Here is a 17,655-nt window from a genome sequence, read left to right as displayed (position 1 = left end):
CTTCTACATGCTCGGCTGGGGCGTTCCGACCTATGACTCCGAGTACATCTTCAACTTCCTGGCCCACACCAAGGGCGAGAAGTACGGGTCCTGGAACGGTACGCGCTACTCCAACCCGGAACTGGATTCCCAGATCGTGCGTCTGGCATCGGAGACCAACCTGGACGAGCGCAACCTGATGATCGCCAACATCTGGTCGGTGGTGCAGGACGAGGTGCTCTATCTGCCGATCCATCACCAGGTGCTGAACTGGGGGATGGCGAACAAGGTCGGGACCATCGTCGCGCCGGACGACGTGGCCAAGTTCAAGTACTTCACCCTGAACTAGCAGGGCCTGAAAGGCGGGAGGCCTCCAAGGAGGACCTCCCGCCGCCCCGGCCGGGTCTCCATAGCGTGTTCGGCCCGAGCGCCACCAGCCGGTAACTGCCGCGATGCTCGCTTTCACAATCCGCCGCGTTTTCCAGTCCTTCGTCGTCCTCCTCGTCGTCGGGCTGGTTGCCTTTTCCATGTTCCGCTTCGTCGGCGATCCGATTGAGAACATGCTGGGCCAGGAACGCACCGGCGCCGACATCGAACGGCTGCGCACGCAACTCGGGCTCGACCAACCCTTCCCTGTCCAGTACCTGCGCTTTCTCGAAGGCGCCGTGCAGGGCAACTTCGGCGTCAGCTACCGCCAGGGCCGGCCCGTCGCGGAAATCATCGGCGAGCGCCTGCCGGCGACCCTGGAACTCGCCGGCGTGTCCGCTGTGCTGGCCATCTTCTTCGGCCTTGTGCTTGGCGTCTTTACAGCGATCAGAAGGGACGGTTGGGCCGCAAACACCATCATGACCCTATCGCTGGTCGGCGTGTCACTGCCGACCTTCCTGATCGGCATTCTGCTGATCTACGTCTTTGCCGTGGAACTGAACGTGCTGCCCAGCTTCGGGCGCGGTGAGGTGATCGACCTCGGCTGGTGGCGCACAGGCTTCCTGACCGAGTCCGGCCTGAAGGCCCTGATCCTGCCGTCCATCACGCTCGGGCTCTACCAGATGACCCTGATCATGCGCCTCGTGCGCTCCGAGATGCTGGAGGTGCTGCGCCAGGACTACATCCGTTTTGCGCGCGCCCGCGGCCTGAAGGAGAAGTCCGTTTTGTTCCGCCACGCGCTGAAGAACACTCTGGTGCCGGTGATCACCGTGACCGGCCTGCAGCTCGGCGCCATCATCGCCTTTGCCATCATCACGGAGACCGTCTTTCAGTGGCCCGGCGTCGGCCTGCTGTTCATCAACGCCATTCAGTTCGTCGACATCCCGGTGATGGCCGCCTACCTGATGCTGATCTCCGTTCTCTTCGTGGCGATCAACCTGGTCGTCGACCTGCTCTACTTCGTGATCGATCCGCGCCTGCGCGGCGACCGCGTAACGGCAAAGGGCTGAGCCCATGACCGCACTCGCCCAGGCCTGGCGTTCCGACTTCATGTGGTCTTTCCGTCATTCGCCGGTGGCGGTGGTCTCGTTCTTCATGGTGCTGGTGCTGGTCTCCGGCGCGGTCTTCGCGCCGCTGGTCGCCCCCCACAATCCCTTCGATCCCGCCTCGCTGAATCTCATGAACGGTTTCTCCCAGCCGATGCAGCCCAACGCCTTTACCGGCGATGTCTTCTGGCTGGGCACCGACGATCAGGGGCGCGACGTCTTTTCGACGATTCTCTACGGCATGCGCATTTCGCTCTTCGTCGGGTTCTGCGCCGTGCTCTTCGCCATGGTGCTGGGCGTCACCTTGGGGCTGATTGCGGGCTACTCCGGCGGCATGGTGAGCACGGTCATCATGCGCATCGCCGACGTGCAGCTCACCTTCCCGGCGATCCTGGTGGCCATGCTGATTTTCGGCATCGCCAAGGGCTTCACCCCGGTCCACCTGCGCGACCAGATGGCCATCTGGGTGCTGATCCTGGCCATTGGCCTGTCGGACTGGGTGCAGTTCGCGCGCGTTGTGCGCGGCGCGACCATGGTGGAGAAGCGGAAGGAATACGTGCAGGCGGCGCACCTCAACGGCCGCAAGGCGGTGGGGATCATGATCCGGCACATCCTGCCCAACGTGGTGGGACCGGTGCTGGTGATCGCAACCATCAGCCTGGCGCTGGCGATCATCGCCGAGGCCACGCTCTCCTTCCTCGGCGTCGGCGCACCGCCGACCCAGCCTTCCCTCGGCACCCTGATCCGCATCGGCCAGGGCTTCCTCTTCTCCGGCGAGTGGTGGATCCTGTTCTTCCCCGCGGTCACCCTGCTGGCCCTGGCGCTTTCGGTGAACCTGCTGGGCGACTGGCTGCGCGACGTGCTGAACCCGAGGCTGCGTTGATGGCCAAAAGCGTTCTGAGTGTGCGCGACCTGGTGGTCGAGATTCCGACCCGCCATGCCGTCCTGCGCCCGGTCGACAAGGTAAGCTTCGACATCGCGGCGGGCGAGATCCTGGGCGTCGTCGGCGAAAGCGGCGCCGGCAAGTCGATGACCGGCAACGCGGTGATCGGCCTGCTCGACCGCCCTGCCCACATCGCCAGCGGCGAGATCTGGCTGAACGGCCAGCGAGTCGACAACCTGCGCAGGGATCAGATCCGCAGCGTCCGCGGCAAAGAGATCGGCATGGTCTTCCAGGATCCGCTGACCTCCCTCAATCCGCTGCTGCCCATCGGCGAGCAGCTCACCGAGACCATCCTAGAGCATCTGCCGGTCAGCAAGCAGGAGGCTGAGGACCGCGCCGTCGCGGCGCTGGAGGAGGTTGGCATCCCCGCCGCCGCAGCGCGCATCAACAGCTACCCGCACGAGTTTTCCGGCGGCATGCGCCAGCGTGTGGTGATCGCGCTCGCGCTCTGCGCCGAACCCTCTCTGGTGATTGCCGACGAGCCGACCACGGCGCTCGACGTCTCGGTGCAGGCGCAGATCATCGCGCTCCTGAAGCAGCTCTGCCGGGAGCGCGGCACCGCAGTGATGCTGGTGACCCACGACATGGGCGTGATCGCCGAGGCCGTCGACCGGGTGGCGGTGATGTACGCAGGGCGCCTTGCCGAACTGGGGCCGGTGCGCGAGGTGCTGACCCGCCCGGCCCATCCCTACACCCGCGGCCTCATGGCCTCCACGCCGCTGGCCTCCAAGGGCCACACGCGGCTGAACCAGATCCCCGGCGCCATGCCGCCGCTGGCCCGCCTGCCGAAGGGCTGCGCCTTTCATCCGCGCTGTCCCGAGGTTCAGGACAAGTGCCTGAGCGATCCCGGCCCGACCCTTAGCGGTTGCGGCGGGCGCGCCGCCTGCTGGTTCGCGACGGAGGAGGTGGCATGAGCGCGCTGGTCGCGGTCAAGAACCTGACGCGGATCTTCGACGTCTCGAAGCCCTGGTTGAACCGGCTGCTGGAAGGCAAGCCCAAGGCCTTTTTGCATGCGGTGTCGGACGTCAGCTTCGAGATCGAGGAGCGCAGCGTCTACGCCCTGGTGGGCGAGAGCGGGTCCGGCAAGTCGACCATCGGCAAGATGGTCGTGCGCCTGCTGGCGCCGTCGGACGGGGTCATCGAGATCGAGGGTGTCGACCTCTTCCGCGAGCCTGACCACGACCGGGTCGAGAAGATCCGCACCGACATCCAGATGGTCTTCCAGGACCCCTATGCCAGCCTCAATCCACGTTGGCGGGTGCGCGACATCATCGCGGAACCGGTCACCGCCCGCGGCGGCAAGGCCGACGGCCTAGCCGAGCGGCTGCTGGAACAGGTCGGCCTCGCCGCCAGCGACGCCAGCAAGTACCCGCACGAATTCTCCGGCGGCCAGCGCCAGCGCATCTGCGTCGCCCGCGCGCTGGCATCGGAGCCCAAGCTGATCGTCTGCGACGAGCCGACCTCGGCGCTCGACGTCTCGGTGCAGGCCCAGGTGCTGAACCTGATGAGCGACCTGAAGGAGGAGTTCGGCCTCACCTACCTCTTCATCAGCCACGACCTGACGGTGGTCGAGCACATGGCCGACCGCATCGGCGTGCTCTACCTGGGCCGGCTGGTGGAGGAGGCGCCCCGCGACGCGCTCTTTGAAAGCCCGAAGCATCCCTATACCCAGATGCTCTTCGCCGCGGCGCCCAAGCTGGACGGCTTCGGCCGCGAGGTGGCGCCGCCCAAAGGCGAGATTCCCGACCCGATCAATCCGCCCACCGGTTGCGCCTACCACCCGCGCTGTCCCTTCGCCATCGACCGCTGCACCCAGGAGCGGCCGGAAATGCGCCAGCTCGGCCAGAACCGCGTGGCCTGCCACGTTGCCGAATGAACGCGGGCCGGGCCCGCATGGCGCCGCTGACCCCCGCCGCCCTGGGCGCTGCCCTGGGTGGCCAGGTACCCCCGGCAGGCGCGCGGATCGGCCTTCTCGGCGGCTCCTTCAATCCGGCCCATGAGGGCCATCTGGAAATCAGCCAGGAGGCGCTGAAGCGCCTGGGGCTGGACCGGGTCTGGTGGCTGGTCTCCCCACAGAACCCCCTGAAACCGCGCCACGGCATGGCCCCTATGGCCGAGCGGCTGGCCAGCGCCCGGGCGCTGGCACAGGACCCCAGGATCCTGCCCACCGGACTGGAAGCGGGGCTCGGCACCTCCTACACCGCCGACACCCTGCGGGCCCTGGCGGGCCTGCTGCCCCGGGTCCGCTTCGTCTGGCTGATGGGCGCAGATAACTTGATTCAAGTTCATCATTGGCAGGACTGGCAGCAAATCTTTAACACCGTAGCCGTTGCGGTTTTTGACCGCCCCTCCTATGCTTTTAGGGCGTTGTCTGGAAGAGCAGCGCTTTCCTTTGCCCGGTACCGTCTCCATGAAGGTTCGGCGAGGCGCCTGGCGGAGGAGCGGCCGCCGGCTTGGGTATTCATTCGATGCCGCTTGAACCCCCAATCAGCGACCGATATCCGGGCAGCGAGCGACCGCCAAAGCCGTGCGGCCGGTGTGCAAGACGGTGTGCAAGACCCGGCGGCGGCGCCTGGCAGAAGTGCAAACAGACAGGAGATGTAACGTCATACTGCACGATACCGGGGCCCTAGAGGCCGACAAGCAGGACGCCCTGGCCCAGAGCCGGCACCTGCTGGACCTGGTCCGGTCCTCCCTTGAGGACGACAAGGCTGACGACATGGTCGTCATCGATCTCGCCGAAAAATCCAGCATCGCAGATTTCATGGTCATCGCCAGCGGCCGCTCGCAGCGGCAGGTGGGTGCGATGGCCGAGCATCTCCGCGAAAAGCTGAAGGCTGCCGGCGTTCACGGCGTGGCCGTTGAGGGCAAGGAGCGCAGCGATTGGGTGTTGATCGACAGCGGCGATGTCATCGTTCATCTGTTCCGCCCGGAGGTCCGGGAGTTCTACAATCTCGAGAAGATGTGGGGCGTGGATCTGCATCCGGCGGACGGAGAAGCGGGCGCGACGGTCGGCACCGCCTGACCAAGCGGCCCCGAGACGCAGCGCGTCTGCGGCAGGGCGGCACCTGAGCGCTGTTCCTGCCTTGCCGGGCCTGCCTTGCCGGGCCCGAAGTGGCCCCCGCGCAAGCGCCGCCGGCGCAGCGGGCAAGGCACATCTGCTCGGGCGGGGTTCAGGACATGCGGATTACGCTGACGGCCGTCGGCAGGGCCAAGGCCGGCGTTACAAGAGACCTCTTCGATCACTATCGCACGCGCTTGCGCTGGAAACTGACCCTCAAGGAAGTGGAGGAACGCCGTCCTCTGGCCCCGGATCTGCTGCGCGAGCAGGAGGGCGAACTGCTGCTGGCCGCCCTGCCCCGCGGCGCCAAGGTGATCGCCCTCGACGAGCGCGGCAAGGACTTCAGCAGCGCGGAGTTTGCCGGCCTGCTGGGCCGCTGGCAGGACGACGGGGTACAGGACCTCGCCTTCATGATCGGCGGCGCCGAAGGGCTTTCGGAGCCCGCGCGCCAGGCCGCCGACGTCATTCTCCGCTTGGGCCGCCTGACCTGGCCCCATATGTTGGTCCGCGGCCTTCTGGCGGAGCAGTTGTTTCGCGCCGAGAGCATACTCTCCGGCCATCCCTATCACCGGGCCTAAGCTAAGCCCCTATCCGCTGCCGTGCTATAACGACGGCCGGATCGAGACGAACTGGGTAGATCGACATGACCGAAGCCGCCGTCCCATCGGGCGCCAAGACGCCCGGCACACCCCGGCCCGTGGTGCTCTGCATCCTGGACGGCTGGGGCCACCGCACGAGCTGCGAGAACAACGCCATCTGCGAGGGGCCGACGCCGAACCTGGATCGCATGCTGAAGGAACTGCCGCACGCCCTGGTCGACGCCTCCGAGGGAGAGGTCGGCCTGCCGAGCGGCCAGATGGGCAACTCTGAGGTCGGCCACATGAACCTGGGCGCCGGGCGGGTGGTGATGCAGGACCTGCCGCGCATCGACGCCGCCATCGCCAACGGGTCCTTCGCGGCGATGCAGCCTTTGCAGGACGCCATTGCCGCTCTGAAGCGGTCCGGCGGCACCGCCCATGTCATGGGTCTGATGTCGCCCGGCGGGGTCCATTCCCACCAGGATCAGATCGCAACGCTGGCCGAGGTTCTGGCCGGCGCCGGCATTCCGGTTGCCGTGCACGCCTTTCTCGACGGCCGCGACACGCCGCCGCGCAGCGCAACGGACTTCCTCAAGGACTTTCAGGCCAAGGCACCCAACGCCGCAATCGCCACGGTCTCCGGCCGCTACTACGCCATGGACCGCGACAAGCGCTGGGCGCGGGTCGAAAAAGCCTACCGTGCCCTGGTCCAGGGTGAAGGGGAGCGCGCCGGCGATGCCCTGCAGGCGGTCGAGCAGAGCTACGCCGCGGATACCAACGACGAGTTCGTGCTGCCGACGGTGATCGCCGACTATCCCGGCATGACCGAGGGCGACGGCCTCTTCATGGCCAACTTTCGCGCCGACCGCGCGCGGGAGATCCTGACCGCCCTGCTCGACCCGGCCTTCGACGGCTTCGAGCGCAAGCAGCGGGCGAACGTCGCCTGTGCGCTGGGAATGGTGGAGTACTCGACCCAGCTCAATGCCTTCCTCACAACCCTGTTCCCGCCGGAGGACCTGGCCGGGACGCTGGGCGAAGTGGTGTCCGGTCAGGGCAAGCGCCAACTCCGCATCGCCGAGACCGAAAAGTACGCCCACGTCACCTTTTTCTTCAACGGCGGACGCGAGGACGTCTTCGAGGGGGAGGAGCGCATCCTGGTGCCCTCGCCCGACGTGGCGACCTATGACCTGAAACCGGAGATGTCGGCGCCGGAAGTCACCGACAAGCTGGTCGAGGCCATCGGCTCCGGCCGCTTCGATCTGGTGGTGGTGAACTACGCCAACGGCGACATGGTGGGACATACCGGCGATCTCGCCGCCGCCATGAAGGCCGTGGCCTGTGTCGACACCTGTGTCGGCCGCCTGACCGAAGCGGTGGAAAAGGCCGGTGGCTGCATTCTGCTGACCGCAGACCACGGCAACGCCGAGCAGATGGTCGACGAGACGACCGGTCAGGCGCACACCGCCCACACCATGAATAAGGTGCCGTTGTTGCTGATCAATGGCCCGGAACGGGTGACCGGCCTCAGCGATGGGCGCCTCGCCGACATCGCCCCCACGGTGCTGGACCTCCTGGGGCTGCCCTGCCCGGCGGTGATGACCGGCCGCAGTCTCATCAAGCCAGCGGCCAGCCGCGGCGAGGCGGCGGAGTAACCTTGAGCCTGCGGCTCTCCCCGATGCGGCGCTCCCAGATGCGGCGCTCCCAGATGCGGCTCCCCCAGCCCGGCACCGTCCGCCGCCCTGGGCTGACTATGGGGCTGACCACGGGGCTGATCCTGCCCGGCTTGTGCCTGCTGGCACTGACAGCCGTTCTGTCTGCGCCGCCGGTTGCTGCCCAGCAGCCAGCCGCCGACCTGCAGGCCCTGGAACGCGCCATCAAGGAAGACCGCGCCCGCGCCGAGGCCCTGACCCGCGAAGCGCGCGCCCTGGCCGAGGAGATCGGATCGCTGCGCCAGCAGTCCATTGCCGCCGCCGCGCGCGCCCAGGACCTGGAGAGCGAGATCGTTGCCGCCGAACAGGAACTCGACAAGCTCGGTTCCGAAGAAGCCGCAAAGGCCGCCGACCTCGCGACGCGCCGCGACCAGCTCGAACAGACCCTGGGCGCCCTCCAGCGTCTGGCGCTGCAGCCACCGGAAGCGGCGCTGAGTCGCGCCGAGCAGCCGCTGGACAGCGCCCGTGCGGCAATGCTGCTGCGCGTGGCCGTGCCGGCCCTGGAGGCGCGGGCCGAGACCCTGCGCGCCGAACTGGGAGATCTGGCGGTGCTGCGCGCGCGCATTGCCATCAAGCGCGACGACCTGCAGACCGCCATGGGGGCTCTTACCATCGAGGGCGAGCGGCTGACCGCTCTGCTCGCGCGCAAGGACAGCCTGCAGGAACGCCGGGAGAGCGAGCGCCAGGAGACCGAGAAGCGGCTTGCCCGCCTCGCCCGCGAAGCCGGTGACCTGCGCGAACTGATGGAGCGGCTGGAGGCAGAGGCGGAAGCGCAGCGCCGGCTCGAGGAGCAGCGGCGCCTGGAAGAGGAACGCCGGCTGGCAGAAGAACGGCGCCTGGCCGAGGAGCGCCGTCTGGCCGAGGAGCGCAGGCTCGCCGAGGAACGCCGCCTGGCCGAGGCAGAGCGCCGCGCCGCCGAGGAAAAGCGCCGGGCCGAAACCGCACGCCGCGAAGCGGCCGAGGCCAGGGCCAGGGCCGATGCCGCGGCACGGGCCCAGCAGACGGCCCGCCAGGCGCCGCCACGCAGCTTGCGGCCCTTTCCCAGCGATCCGGGCAGCCTGAACATGCCGATGCGCGGTGAAATCGTGCGGCTTTACGGCCACAGGAGTTCAACAGATGGTGATACGGCCCAGGGAATCACCATTCAGGGCCGCCCCGGGGCGCAAATTGTCGCCCCTTTCGACGGCAGAGTCGCCTATGCCGGGGATTTCCGCGGCTATGGCCAAATCTTGATCATCGACCACGGCGAGCGATATCATACCATACTTGCCGGTCTCGATCGTATCGATGCCGTGGTCGGACAGTGGGTTCTGGCAGGCGAGCCGGTAGCGCAGATGAGCGACCTGGCGGGCCGTAATCCGGAGCTTTATTTGGAACTTCGCCGTACCGGACAGGCAATCAATCCCCTGCCCTGGCTGGCGACCAAAGATGACAAGGTGCGAGGTTAATGCGCAAATTCCAGATTACGGCTCTTGCGGCCGCCTTTTTCATTGTCCTGCCTACGGTTTCCATTGCACAGGAAGACCGCTCTGACACCTATCGGCAGTTGAAGCTCTTCAGCGACGTTTTCGAGCGGGTGCGCGCCGATTACGTCGAGGAGGTGACCGACGAGCAGCTCATCGAGTTCGCCATTCAGGGCATGCTCTCGACGCTGGATCCCCACTCAAGCTACCTCAACGCCGATTCCTTCGGCGATATGCGGGTGCAGACCAAGGGCGAGTTCGGCGGCCTCGGCATCGAGGTGACCATGGAGAACGGCTTCGTAAAAGTGGTCTCGCCGATTGACGACACGCCGGCGCACCGGGCCGGCGTGCAGCCGGGAGACTTCATCACCCATCTCGACGGCGAGCCCATTCTCGGCCTCACCCTCAACGAGGCCGTCGACAAGATGCGCGGTCCCGTCAACACCGATCTGGAGTTGACCATCCGCCGCGAGGGCTCCGAGCCCTTCGAGCTGACCATCACCCGCGACATCATCAGGATCCGCTCCGTGCGCAGCCGGGTCGAGGACAACGTCGGCTACATCCGCATCACCACCTTCAACCAGCAGACCACGCCGGGCCTGAAGACGGCGATCGAAGAGATCAAGACCGAACTGGGCAGCGATCTGAAGGGCTATGTGATCGACCTGCGCAACAACCCGGGCGGCCTGCTGGATCAGGCCATCGACGTCTCGGACGCCTTTATCCATCAGGGCGAGATCGTCTCGACGCGCGGGCGCATCGTCGATGACTCCCAGCGCTTCAACGCCAAGGACGGCGATCTGGCCGAAGGGCTGCCGCTGGTGGTGCTGATCAACGGCGGTTCGGCCTCCGCCTCGGAGATCGTCGCGGGGGCGCTGCAAGACCATCGCCGGGCGATCATCATGGGCACGCGCTCCTTCGGAAAGGGATCGGTCCAGACCATCATCCCGCTCGGCCTCAACGGCGCCATGCGCCTGACGACGGCGCGCTACTTCACGCCCTCCGGCCGGTCCATTCAGGCGCTCGGCATCGACCCGGACATCGTGGTCGAGCCGGCCACCATCGAGACTGAAGAGAGCAACGGGCCGCGGCGGCGCGAGGCGGACCTGCGCGGTGCCCTCGACAACCCCAACGGCGACAACGGGCTCGACGAGGAAGAACCCGCCGCGGAAGGCGAGCCGGAAGTCCACGCCCTCTCTGAGGCGGCCGAGCAGGACTATCAGCTCGCCCGCGCCATCGACCTGCTGCGTGGTCTGGCCCTTTACAACCAGCGTGTCGTAAACTAGCGAAAGGATACGAACGCTGATTCGGCGCAGGGGGTGCCGGAGAGCGGGCCGCCATAGGAGCCCGGAATCGAAGCATGACGAGTCGTCTTGGGACAGCTCGCTGGCCGCAGCGCCGCGCGTGGAATGACCGCGCGCGGCCTGTGGCGTCTTAACGGCCGCCGCCTTGCGTAGATTTTCGATCGGTTCGCTGCTGCTGGCCGGCGCCTGGCTGCTGGTGCTGGGCGGTCTGGGAGCGTTGGGCGCCTTTGCACTGCTGACCGCCCCGCCGCCGTCCGCCGATCCGGTCCAGGTCGCTCTGCCGCCGCCTCCGGCCATGATCGTGGCCCCCGACCCCCCGGCAGAGCCCTCCGCGACCTCTCAGGCCAGCGCCGATGAAGCGACAGCCCCCGATGAACCCATAGCCGGGCACGACGGCAACGGGGAGACACCGACCACGGCCGCAGAGACCGACGCAGCAGAGACCGACTTAGCAGAGACCGACCGAGCAGAGACCGGAGCTGCAGAGACCTCCGACACGGCTGCCTCCGCCTCTCCCCCGCCGGAAGCACCGGACGCTCCCGGCCCGGCGGAGGCCCAGGAGGCACCCGGGAACCCCGCGCCGCAGAGCGCGGACGCCCCGTCGCCAACAGACTCTCCGGCGGCCGCCGCGGACTCCGCGTCCGAGACAGCAGAAGAGACCCTGCAGCCGGCCCAGCAGGCAAGCGCGACGGACGAAGCCAGTGACCCGGACGGGTCAGCCGCACCCGGCGAGGCCCCCGCGCCCACGGGCAGCGGCGCAGCCGCCAGCGTCGCCCTGCCGCAGCCCAAGCCGGCGGCCCCTGCAGCCCTAACCGAAAGCGATCTGGCCGCAATGCCGAACCCGGGGCCAAACCCAGGGCCAAACCCAGGGCCAAACCCGGGGCTGGACCCCGCACCTGATCAGGCGGCCGCACTGCCTGATGCGGAAACCGAGGCGCCGCAAAGCGTCAGCGTGCCGATCATTCCCCCGGCGCCGGAGGATCTGCCGTACTGGGAGCGCTTTCGCCAGCCTTTCAACACGGAGGATCAGCGGCCCCGGATTGCCGTGGTGCTTACGGGGCTCGGCCTTTCCGACAGCGCCACCCAGGCGGCGATCGACAATCTGCCGCCGGCCATAACCCTCTCCTTCAGTCCTTACGCCCGCGGTCTGGAACGCTGGATCGCCCTGGCCCGCGCGCGCGGCCACGAGGTGATGATCGACCTGCCGATGGAGCCGGCCAGTTTTCCCAACGACGACCCGGGGCCGCAGGCCCTGCTCACCAGCCTCAGCGCGGAAGACAATCTCGACCGCCTGGACTGGGTGCTGAGCCGCGGCAGCGCCTATGTGGGCGTGGCCGGCACCATGGGTTCGCGCTTCACCGCCTCGCGCGAGCACATGGAAACCCTGCTGAGGGAGCTGAAGTCGCGCGGCCTGATCTTTCTCGACAACCGCACGACGGAACGCTCGGTGGCGCCTGCCGTGGCGGCCGAGATCGGCCTGAAGAGCGCCTTCAACAACCGCTCCATCGACGAACGCCAGGCCAGCCGCGTGGCGATCGACGCGCGTCTGGCGCAGATCGAGCGCATCGCGCTGTCGGAAGGATCGGCCGTCGCCATGGCCCAGCCCTATCCCGTCACCCTGCAGCGCCTGGCCGACTGGTCAACGGAGATCAACGCCCGCGGCATGGTGATCGCCCCGATTTCCGCCCTGGTGGGCCGGCAGGAGAGCCGTTGATGCTGAGCCCGAAGCAGATCGCCAAGCTGCCCTACCGCCCCTGCGTCGGCATCCTGATGCTGAACAAAGAGAACCGCGTATTCGTCGCCCGGCGCATCGATGCCAAGAAGGACAACCCGCTCGCCTGGCAGATGCCCCAGGGGGGCATCGACAAGGGCGAGGATCCCAAGGCGGCGGCGCTGCGCGAACTGCACGAGGAGATCGGCACCGACAACGTCACGGTGCTTGCCGAGACCGGCGACTGGCTGCGCTACGACTTCCCGCCGGCCCTGGTGGAGCGCGTACGCGGCGGGCGCTACCGCGGGCAGGAACAGAAGTGGTTTGCCATGCGCTTCCTCGGCGCCGACAGCGAGATCAATCTGGAGACCAAGCATCCGGAGTTCAGCGACTGGCGCTGGGAGGACTTCCACCGCCTGCCGGACCTGACCATCGCCTTCAAGCGCGACACCTATCAGGCCGTGCTGCGGGAATTCGCGCACCTTGTCGCGTAAGCTGCGGTCGGCCGCGCTCAGCAAACAGTGACTGGGAAGCCCTGAAGGCCAGGCTGAGCTTAGGCCGCGGCGGCGGCGCGGCGGCTGCGCAGGCGCAGCATGGCGAAGGCGAGCCGGGATACCAGCGATGACAAGCGGCTCTGCGGGTTGAGGCCCGCCGCCTTGAAGATCATCGAAACGGCGCGCTGCACGTGATCGGGCTGATAGCAGGCGTAGACCCGATTCAGATAGGCCTGCCCGTGGCGCTTGCGGTCGTAAGGGGTGCCATCGTCATTGGCCGCGAAGAAGGCATAGGCGAGTTCGTCGTCCTCGCTTTCGCCGATCCGGCCAAGGGCGACCCCGATGCGGCGCCAGCGGCCGATCTTCTCCCGCTCGAGGTAGCGGTTCAGATGGGTGTAGAAGAGCTTGTAGTGCCGGAGTTCGTCCGCCGCGATCTTCCGGCAGATCTCCTTCAGCACCGGCTCATCGCTCATCGATGCCATGGAGGCGTAGAAGGACGAGGTCCCGACCTCCACGATGCAGCGGGCCACAAGCTCGCCGGAGCGCGAGCCGCGCACCGAGGCCGCGGCATCCACCGGAATTTGATAGCCCGCGCGGAAACGCTCGAAACAGGCGTCGAAATCGAAGCTGGGATCCGCCATCGTCGCCCAACGTCCGAGCGCCTCGCCGTGCTGGACTTCCTCACGCGCCCAGATCTTCGCTGCCTGCTGGAACTCTGCATCGTCGGGAAAGACATTGCAGAGATAGTCGGCATAAACGCCGCCGTTATACTCGACCATGCCGGCTGCTTTGACGAGCTTGAGCAGCTCCGGATCCACCTTCTCAGGATCGAAGCGCTGCCAGGAAATGTCGTCGAGAGTCCAGTGACCGACCGCCATCGTGATTGCCTACGCCCACCAAAAAAAACGCGTTCCAGCACTATGACACTTTAGTGAATCGCGGAGAATCGCCGCAGCCTAACATAGGGTTGCGGACAATCAACCACTACAATGAGGTGCGAACGAACGCAGCTTTTCGCAAGGGGGCTGGCTCCGAAAAGCCGCTGCGGAAAGGCGCTTAAGCGGCTGCCTGCAGCATGGCCTCGGCGACCGCGATGCGGCGCTCGGCACTGGCCTTCTCGGCATCGTCCTTGGCGTCGAGAAGGTCGTCGCGGGCGTCGCTCAGGCGCTGCTCGGTGGCCGCGCGGTCGATCTCACCCACCGCGACGGCCTCTTCGGCCAGGACCGTGCAGCGGGCGGGAGTCACCTCGGCAAAGCCGCCGGCAACGAAAATCGACTCGCTGACCGCGACGCCGTTGTGAACCTGGATCACACCGGGCCGAAGGGTGGAGATCAACGGCGTGTGACGGGTCAGCACGCCGAAGTCGCCCTCCTCGCCGGGAACCACGACCATGTCGACCTCTTCGGAGAGCAGCAGACGCTCCGGAGAGACGAGTTCGAATGACACCTTGCCTTCGGCCATGACCTTTTCGTCCGCCTTTTATTCCAGGCTTTCGCTTGCCCGTGCGTTAAGAACCTAGGCTGCTTCCGCCGCCAGTTTGCGGGCCTTCTCGACGGCCTGCTCGATGGCGCCGACCATGTAGAAGGCCGCCTCGGGCAGATGGTCGTACTCGCCGTCGCAGATGCCCTTGAAGCCGCGCACGGTGTCTTCGATGGAGACCTGCACGCCGGGGCTGCCGGTGAAGACCTGGGCCACGTCGAAGGGCTGGGACATGAAGCGCTGGATCTTGCGCGCGCGGGCCACGGTGAGCTTGTCCTCTTCCGAGAGCTCGTCCATGCCCAGGATGGCGATGATGTCCTGCAGGGCCTTGTAGCTCTGCAGAATGCGCTGCACTTCGCGAGCCACATTATAGTGTTCCTCGCCAACCACCTGGGGATCGAGAATACGGCTGGTGGAGTCGAGCGGGTCGACCGCCGGATAGATACCCAGCTCTGCAATCTGGCGGGACAGCACCGTCGTCGCGTCCAAGTGGGCGAAGGAGGTAGCCGGCGCCGGGTCGGTCAGATCGTCGGCCGGCACGTAGATGGCCTGCACCGAGGTGATGGAGCCCTTCTTGGTGGTGGTGATGCGCTCCTGCAAGGTGCCCATGTCAGTGGCCAGGGTCGGCTGATAGCCCACCGCCGAGGGAATGCGGCCCAGCAGCGCCGAGACCTCGGAACCGGCCTGGGTGAAGCGGAAGATGTTGTCCACGAAGAACAGCACGTCCTGGCCTTCCTCGTCGCGGAAGTACTCGGCCTGGGAGAGGCCGGTCAGGGCGACGCGGGCGCGCGCGCCCGGAGGCTCGTTCATCTGGCCGAACACCAGGGCCACCTTGGAATCGCCTTCCAGGTCGATAACGCCGGACTCCATCATCTCGTGATAGAGGTCATTGCCCTCGCGGGTCCGCTCGCCGACCCCGGCGAAAACCGAGTAGCCGCCGTGGGTCTTCGCAACGTTGTTGATCAGCTCCTGGATCAGCACCGTCTTGCCGACGCCGGCACCGCCGAAGAGGCCGATCTTGCCGCCACGGGAGTAAGGTGCCAGCAGGTCGACGACCTTGATGCCGGTGACCAGCATCTCGGCTTCGGTGGACTGGTCGGCAAACTCCGGCGCTTCGCGGTGGATCGGCGCGCTACGCGCAGTGTTCACGGGTCCGCGCTCGTCGATGGGTTCACCCACCACGTTGATGATGCGCCCCAGCATCTCGGGGCCCACCGGCACCGAGATCGGGCTGCCGGTGTCCTTGACCTCCTGGCCGCGCACCAGCCCCTCGGAGGCGTCCATGGCGATGGAACGCACCATGTTCTCGCCCAGGTGCTGCGCGACCTCCAGAACCAGGCGCTTGCCGTCGTTGGTGGTCTCCAGCGCGTTGAGGATCGGCGGCAGGTCGCCGGTGAAGTGCACGTCCACCACCGGGCCCATCACCTGGGTAACTTTGCCAACGAGGTTGTCTGCCATAGTCTTGCTCCTTGGTAGCCGCTTGCACCCTTCGCCGTGACGGGGGCGCGGCGGCAGCCGCCGTTACATCGCTTCCTTAGCGGAAATAATCTCGATCAGTTCGCCGGTGATCGCGGCCTGACGGGTGCGGTTATAGACCAGCGTCAGGCTGTTGATCATCTCGCCGGCGTTGCGCGTCGCGTTATCCATCGCGGTCATGCGGGCGCCGTGCTCGCTGGCCGCGTTCTCCAACAGAGCCTTGAAGATCTGAATGGAGATGTTGGTCGGCAGCAAGGCGGTGAGGATCTCCTCCTCACCGGGCTCATACTCATACACCGCGCCGTCCAGCGCGTCGTTGCCGCCCTCTTCATCGGTACCGTTGTCGTCGCCGTTCCCGTTGTCGGCCTTTGCCGGCGCCGCGAAGGGGATCAACTGCTGCGGCGTGACGATCTGCGAAATGGCCGAGCGGAACTCGGCGTAGAACATGGTGCAGACGTCGAACTCGCCGGCCTCGAACATCGCCACCACCCGCTCGCCGATGGCCGCCGCCTTGTCGAAGGAAAGGCTGGGCCGCGCGATGTCTTCGACGGTGTCGATGATGCGCTCGCCGAAGTCGCGGCGCAGTTGGTCGCGCCCCTTCCGGCCCACGCAGATGAACTTCACCGTCTTGCCCTGCTCCAGCAGGGCATTGGCGGTGCGGCGCGCTTCGCGCACGATGGAGGTGTTGAAGCCGCCGCAGAGACCGCGGTCGGCCGTGGCCACAACAATGAGATGGGTCTCGTCGCTGCCGCTGCCGGCCAGCAGCTTGGGCGCCCCGGCCTGCCCCGCCGCCGCAGCGGCCAGGGAGCCCAGCATGCGCTCCATGCGCTGTGCGTAGGGCCGCGAAGCCTCCGCCTGCTCCTGCGCGCGGCGCAGCTTGGCGGCGGCCACCATCTTCATGGCCGAGGTGATCTTGCGCGTCGACTTGACGCTGTCGATCCGAACTTTCAGGTCCTTGAGATTCGGCATAAGCCGTCCTCGCTCCGCCTTCTTGCTAGTGGATCAAACCGCTTCGCGATCAGGCGGCGAAGGTCTTGGCGAAGGAATCGAGGAAGGTCTTCAGCTTTTCCTCGGTCCCCTCGGAGATGGCCTGTTCGGTGCGGATCGCCGTCAGGATGTCGGTCCCCTCGGCCCGCAGCTTCGCGAGAAGCTGGGCCTCGAAGGCCGTCACCTGGTTGACCGGCACGCCGTCGACATAGCCGCGCACGCCGGCGAAGATCACCGCGACCTGCTCCTCGACCGCCAGGGGCGAGTACTGCGGCTGCTTCAACAGCTCCGTCAGGCGCGATCCGCGTGCCAGCAGGCGCTGTGTGGCGGCGTCGAGGTCGGAGGCGAACTGAGAAAAGGCTTCCATCTCGCGGAACTGAGCCAGTTCCAGCTTGATGGTGCCGGCGACCTGTTTCATTGCCTTGATCTGCGCCGAAGAGCCCACGCGGCTGACCGAGAGGCCGACGTTCAGCGCCGGGCGGATGCCTTTATAGAACAGGCCGGTTTCCAGGAAGATCTGGCCGTCGGTGATGGAGATCACGTTGGTGGGGATGTAGGCGGAAACGTCGCCGGCCTGGGTCTCGATGACCGGCAGGGCGGTCAGGCTGCCGTTGCCGGCGTCGTCGCCCATCTTCGCGGCCCGCTCCAGCAGGCGGGAGTGCAGATAGAAAACGTCGCCGGGATAGGCTTCGCGGCCCGGCGGGCGGCGCAGCAGCAGCGACATCTGCCGGTAGGCGACCGCCTGCTTGGAGAGATCGTCGTAGATGATCACGGCGTGGGCGCCGTTGTCGCGGAAGAACTCGCCCATGGTGCAGCCGGTGTAGGGCGCCAGGAACTGCAGCGGCGCCGGCTCGGATGCCGTGGCCGAGACGACGATGGAGTATTCCAGCGCGCCGTAGTCCTCCAGGGTCTTCACGAACTTTGCGACCGAGGAGCGCTTCTGGCCGACGGCGACGTAGATGCAGTAGAGCTTCTTCGACTCGTCGTCGCCCTGGTTGA

At 66.8% G+C, this 17,655-nt stretch carries 17 protein-coding genes and 1 pseudogene; 13 read left to right on the top strand and 5 right to left on the bottom strand.

Annotated features, from left to right (window positions below; all coding sequences use genetic code 11):
• The 13 genes and pseudogenes from Q0982_RS13060 to Q0982_RS13000 form a co-directional block, all read left to right on the top strand.
• Positions 1-328: pseudogene (locus Q0982_RS13060) on the top strand (hypothetical protein); the annotation flags it as partial.
• A 103-nt stretch (positions 329-431) separates the two neighbouring features.
• Complete coding sequence (locus Q0982_RS13055) at positions 432-1,415, top strand: ABC transporter permease (protein WP_299396256.1); 984 nt, start codon at positions 432-434, stop codon at positions 1,413-1,415.
• A 4-nt stretch (positions 1,416-1,419) separates the two neighbouring features.
• Positions 1,420-2,334, top strand: a complete 915-nt coding sequence (locus Q0982_RS13050; RefSeq protein WP_299396253.1) for an ABC transporter permease — start codon at positions 1,420-1,422, stop codon at positions 2,332-2,334.
• Positions 2,334-3,308: an ABC transporter ATP-binding protein gene (locus Q0982_RS13045; protein ID WP_299396252.1), complete on the top strand. Its 975-nt coding sequence runs from the start codon at positions 2,334-2,336 to the stop codon at positions 3,306-3,308. Before Q0982_RS13050 ends, Q0982_RS13045 begins: the two co-directional genes overlap by 1 nt.
• The gene (locus Q0982_RS13040; RefSeq protein WP_299396249.1) at positions 3,305-4,270 is read left to right on the top strand and encodes an ABC transporter ATP-binding protein; all 966 of its coding nucleotides are present in this window, start codon (positions 3,305-3,307) and stop codon (positions 4,268-4,270) included. The genes Q0982_RS13045 and Q0982_RS13040 overlap by 4 nt, the downstream gene beginning before the upstream one ends.
• A gap of 17 nt (positions 4,271-4,287) precedes the next feature.
• Positions 4,288-4,998, top strand: coding sequence for a nicotinate-nucleotide adenylyltransferase (locus tag Q0982_RS13035; RefSeq protein WP_299396248.1), 711 nt, complete (start codon positions 4,288-4,290; stop codon positions 4,996-4,998).
• Positions 4,999-5,065: 67 nt separating this feature from the next.
• Positions 5,066-5,419, top strand: coding sequence for a ribosome silencing factor (gene rsfS / locus Q0982_RS13030; RefSeq protein WP_322097020.1), 354 nt, complete (start codon positions 5,066-5,068; stop codon positions 5,417-5,419).
• 155 nt (positions 5,420-5,574) lie between these two features.
• Positions 5,575-6,033, top strand: a complete 459-nt coding sequence (gene rlmH, locus Q0982_RS13025) for a 23S rRNA (pseudouridine(1915)-N(3))-methyltransferase RlmH (protein WP_299396245.1) — start codon at positions 5,575-5,577, stop codon at positions 6,031-6,033.
• A gap of 65 nt (positions 6,034-6,098) precedes the next feature.
• Positions 6,099-7,685 (top strand): 2,3-bisphosphoglycerate-independent phosphoglycerate mutase, encoded by a 1,587-nt coding sequence (gene gpmI / locus Q0982_RS13020; RefSeq protein ID WP_299396243.1) that lies wholly within the window; start codon positions 6,099-6,101, stop codon positions 7,683-7,685.
• A gap of 98 nt (positions 7,686-7,783) precedes the next feature.
• Positions 7,784-9,190 carry a murein hydrolase activator EnvC gene (locus Q0982_RS13015; protein ID WP_299396241.1) on the top strand — a complete coding sequence of 469 codons (1,407 nt, stop codon included), beginning with the start codon at positions 7,784-7,786 and terminating at the stop codon, positions 9,188-9,190.
• Positions 9,190-10,491, top strand: a complete 1,302-nt coding sequence (locus tag Q0982_RS13010; RefSeq protein WP_299396238.1) for a S41 family peptidase — start codon at positions 9,190-9,192, stop codon at positions 10,489-10,491. Before Q0982_RS13015 ends, Q0982_RS13010 begins: the two co-directional genes overlap by 1 nt.
• Positions 10,492-10,654: 163 nt before the next feature.
• The gene (locus Q0982_RS13005) at positions 10,655-12,223 is read left to right on the top strand and encodes a divergent polysaccharide deacetylase family protein (RefSeq protein ID WP_299396236.1); all 1,569 of its coding nucleotides are present in this window, start codon (positions 10,655-10,657) and stop codon (positions 12,221-12,223) included.
• Entirely contained in the window at positions 12,223-12,714 is a 492-nt protein-coding gene (locus tag Q0982_RS13000; RefSeq protein WP_299396233.1) for an RNA pyrophosphohydrolase, read from the top strand. Before Q0982_RS13005 ends, Q0982_RS13000 begins: the two co-directional genes overlap by 1 nt.
• 59 nt (positions 12,715-12,773) lie before the next feature.
• Here the strand turns inward: Q0982_RS13000 and Q0982_RS12995 are convergent, their stop codons facing one another.
• The 5 genes from Q0982_RS12995 to atpA all read right to left on the bottom strand — a co-directional run.
• Positions 12,774-13,592, bottom strand: a complete 819-nt coding sequence (locus tag Q0982_RS12995) for a ferritin-like domain-containing protein (RefSeq protein WP_299396230.1) — start codon at positions 13,590-13,592, stop codon at positions 12,774-12,776.
• A 178-nt stretch (positions 13,593-13,770) separates the two neighbouring features.
• The gene (locus Q0982_RS12990) at positions 13,771-14,175 is read right to left on the bottom strand and encodes a F0F1 ATP synthase subunit epsilon (protein ID WP_299396228.1); all 405 of its coding nucleotides are present in this window, start codon (positions 14,173-14,175) and stop codon (positions 13,771-13,773) included.
• Between the two features lie 54 nt (positions 14,176-14,229).
• Positions 14,230-15,651 (bottom strand): F0F1 ATP synthase subunit beta, encoded by a 1,422-nt coding sequence (gene atpD / locus Q0982_RS12985; RefSeq protein WP_299396225.1) that lies wholly within the window; start codon positions 15,649-15,651, stop codon positions 14,230-14,232.
• Positions 15,652-15,714: 63 nt separating this feature from the next.
• Positions 15,715-16,638 (bottom strand): F0F1 ATP synthase subunit gamma, encoded by a 924-nt coding sequence (locus Q0982_RS12980; RefSeq protein WP_299396224.1) that lies wholly within the window; start codon positions 16,636-16,638, stop codon positions 15,715-15,717.
• Between the two features lie 49 nt (positions 16,639-16,687).
• The coding region (gene atpA, locus Q0982_RS12975) for a F0F1 ATP synthase subunit alpha (RefSeq protein ID WP_299396223.1) at positions 16,688-17,655 on the bottom strand (968 nt) is incomplete at its 5' end.

The sequence above is a fragment of the Pelagibius sp. genome (assembly GCF_028281305.1).
Taxonomy (GTDB): Bacteria; Pseudomonadota; Alphaproteobacteria; order Kiloniellales; family Kiloniellaceae; genus Pelagibius.
The sequence above is the reverse complement of the archived record's forward strand: the minus strand, read 5'-3'. Positions and strand labels throughout refer to the sequence as shown.

What these genes read in the sequence shown, in the direction of transcription:
- Q0982_RS12995 (WP_299396230.1), bottom strand. Translation starts at nt 13,592, where the DNA reads ATGGCGGTCGGTCACTGGACTCTCGACGACATTTCCTGGCAGCGCTTC.
- Q0982_RS13040 (WP_299396249.1), top strand. Translation starts at nt 3,305, where the DNA reads ATGAGCGCGCTGGTCGCGGTCAAGAACCTGACGCGGATCTTCGACGTC.
- Q0982_RS12990 (WP_299396228.1), bottom strand. Translation starts at nt 14,175, where the DNA reads ATGGCCGAAGGCAAGGTGTCATTCGAACTCGTCTCTCCGGAGCGTCTG.
- Q0982_RS13000 (WP_299396233.1), top strand. Translation starts at nt 12,223, where the DNA reads ATGCTGAGCCCGAAGCAGATCGCCAAGCTGCCCTACCGCCCCTGCGTC.
- atpD (WP_299396225.1), bottom strand. Translation starts at nt 15,651, where the DNA reads ATGGCAGACAACCTCGTTGGCAAAGTTACCCAGGTGATGGGCCCGGTG.
- Q0982_RS12980 (WP_299396224.1), bottom strand. Translation starts at nt 16,638, where the DNA reads ATGCCGAATCTCAAGGACCTGAAAGTTCGGATCGACAGCGTCAAGTCG.
- Q0982_RS13055 (WP_299396256.1), top strand. Translation starts at nt 432, where the DNA reads ATGCTCGCTTTCACAATCCGCCGCGTTTTCCAGTCCTTCGTCGTCCTC.
- Q0982_RS13035 (WP_299396248.1), top strand. Translation starts at nt 4,288, where the DNA reads ATGGCGCCGCTGACCCCCGCCGCCCTGGGCGCTGCCCTGGGTGGCCAG.
- gpmI (WP_299396243.1), top strand. Translation starts at nt 6,099, where the DNA reads ATGACCGAAGCCGCCGTCCCATCGGGCGCCAAGACGCCCGGCACACCC.
- Q0982_RS13015 (WP_299396241.1), top strand. Translation starts at nt 7,784, where the DNA reads ATGGGGCTGACCACGGGGCTGATCCTGCCCGGCTTGTGCCTGCTGGCA.
- Q0982_RS13045 (WP_299396252.1), top strand. Translation starts at nt 2,334, where the DNA reads ATGGCCAAAAGCGTTCTGAGTGTGCGCGACCTGGTGGTCGAGATTCCG.
- Q0982_RS13010 (WP_299396238.1), top strand. Translation starts at nt 9,190, where the DNA reads ATGCGCAAATTCCAGATTACGGCTCTTGCGGCCGCCTTTTTCATTGTC.
- Q0982_RS13050 (WP_299396253.1), top strand. Translation starts at nt 1,420, where the DNA reads ATGACCGCACTCGCCCAGGCCTGGCGTTCCGACTTCATGTGGTCTTTC.
- rlmH (WP_299396245.1), top strand. Translation starts at nt 5,575, where the DNA reads ATGCGGATTACGCTGACGGCCGTCGGCAGGGCCAAGGCCGGCGTTACA.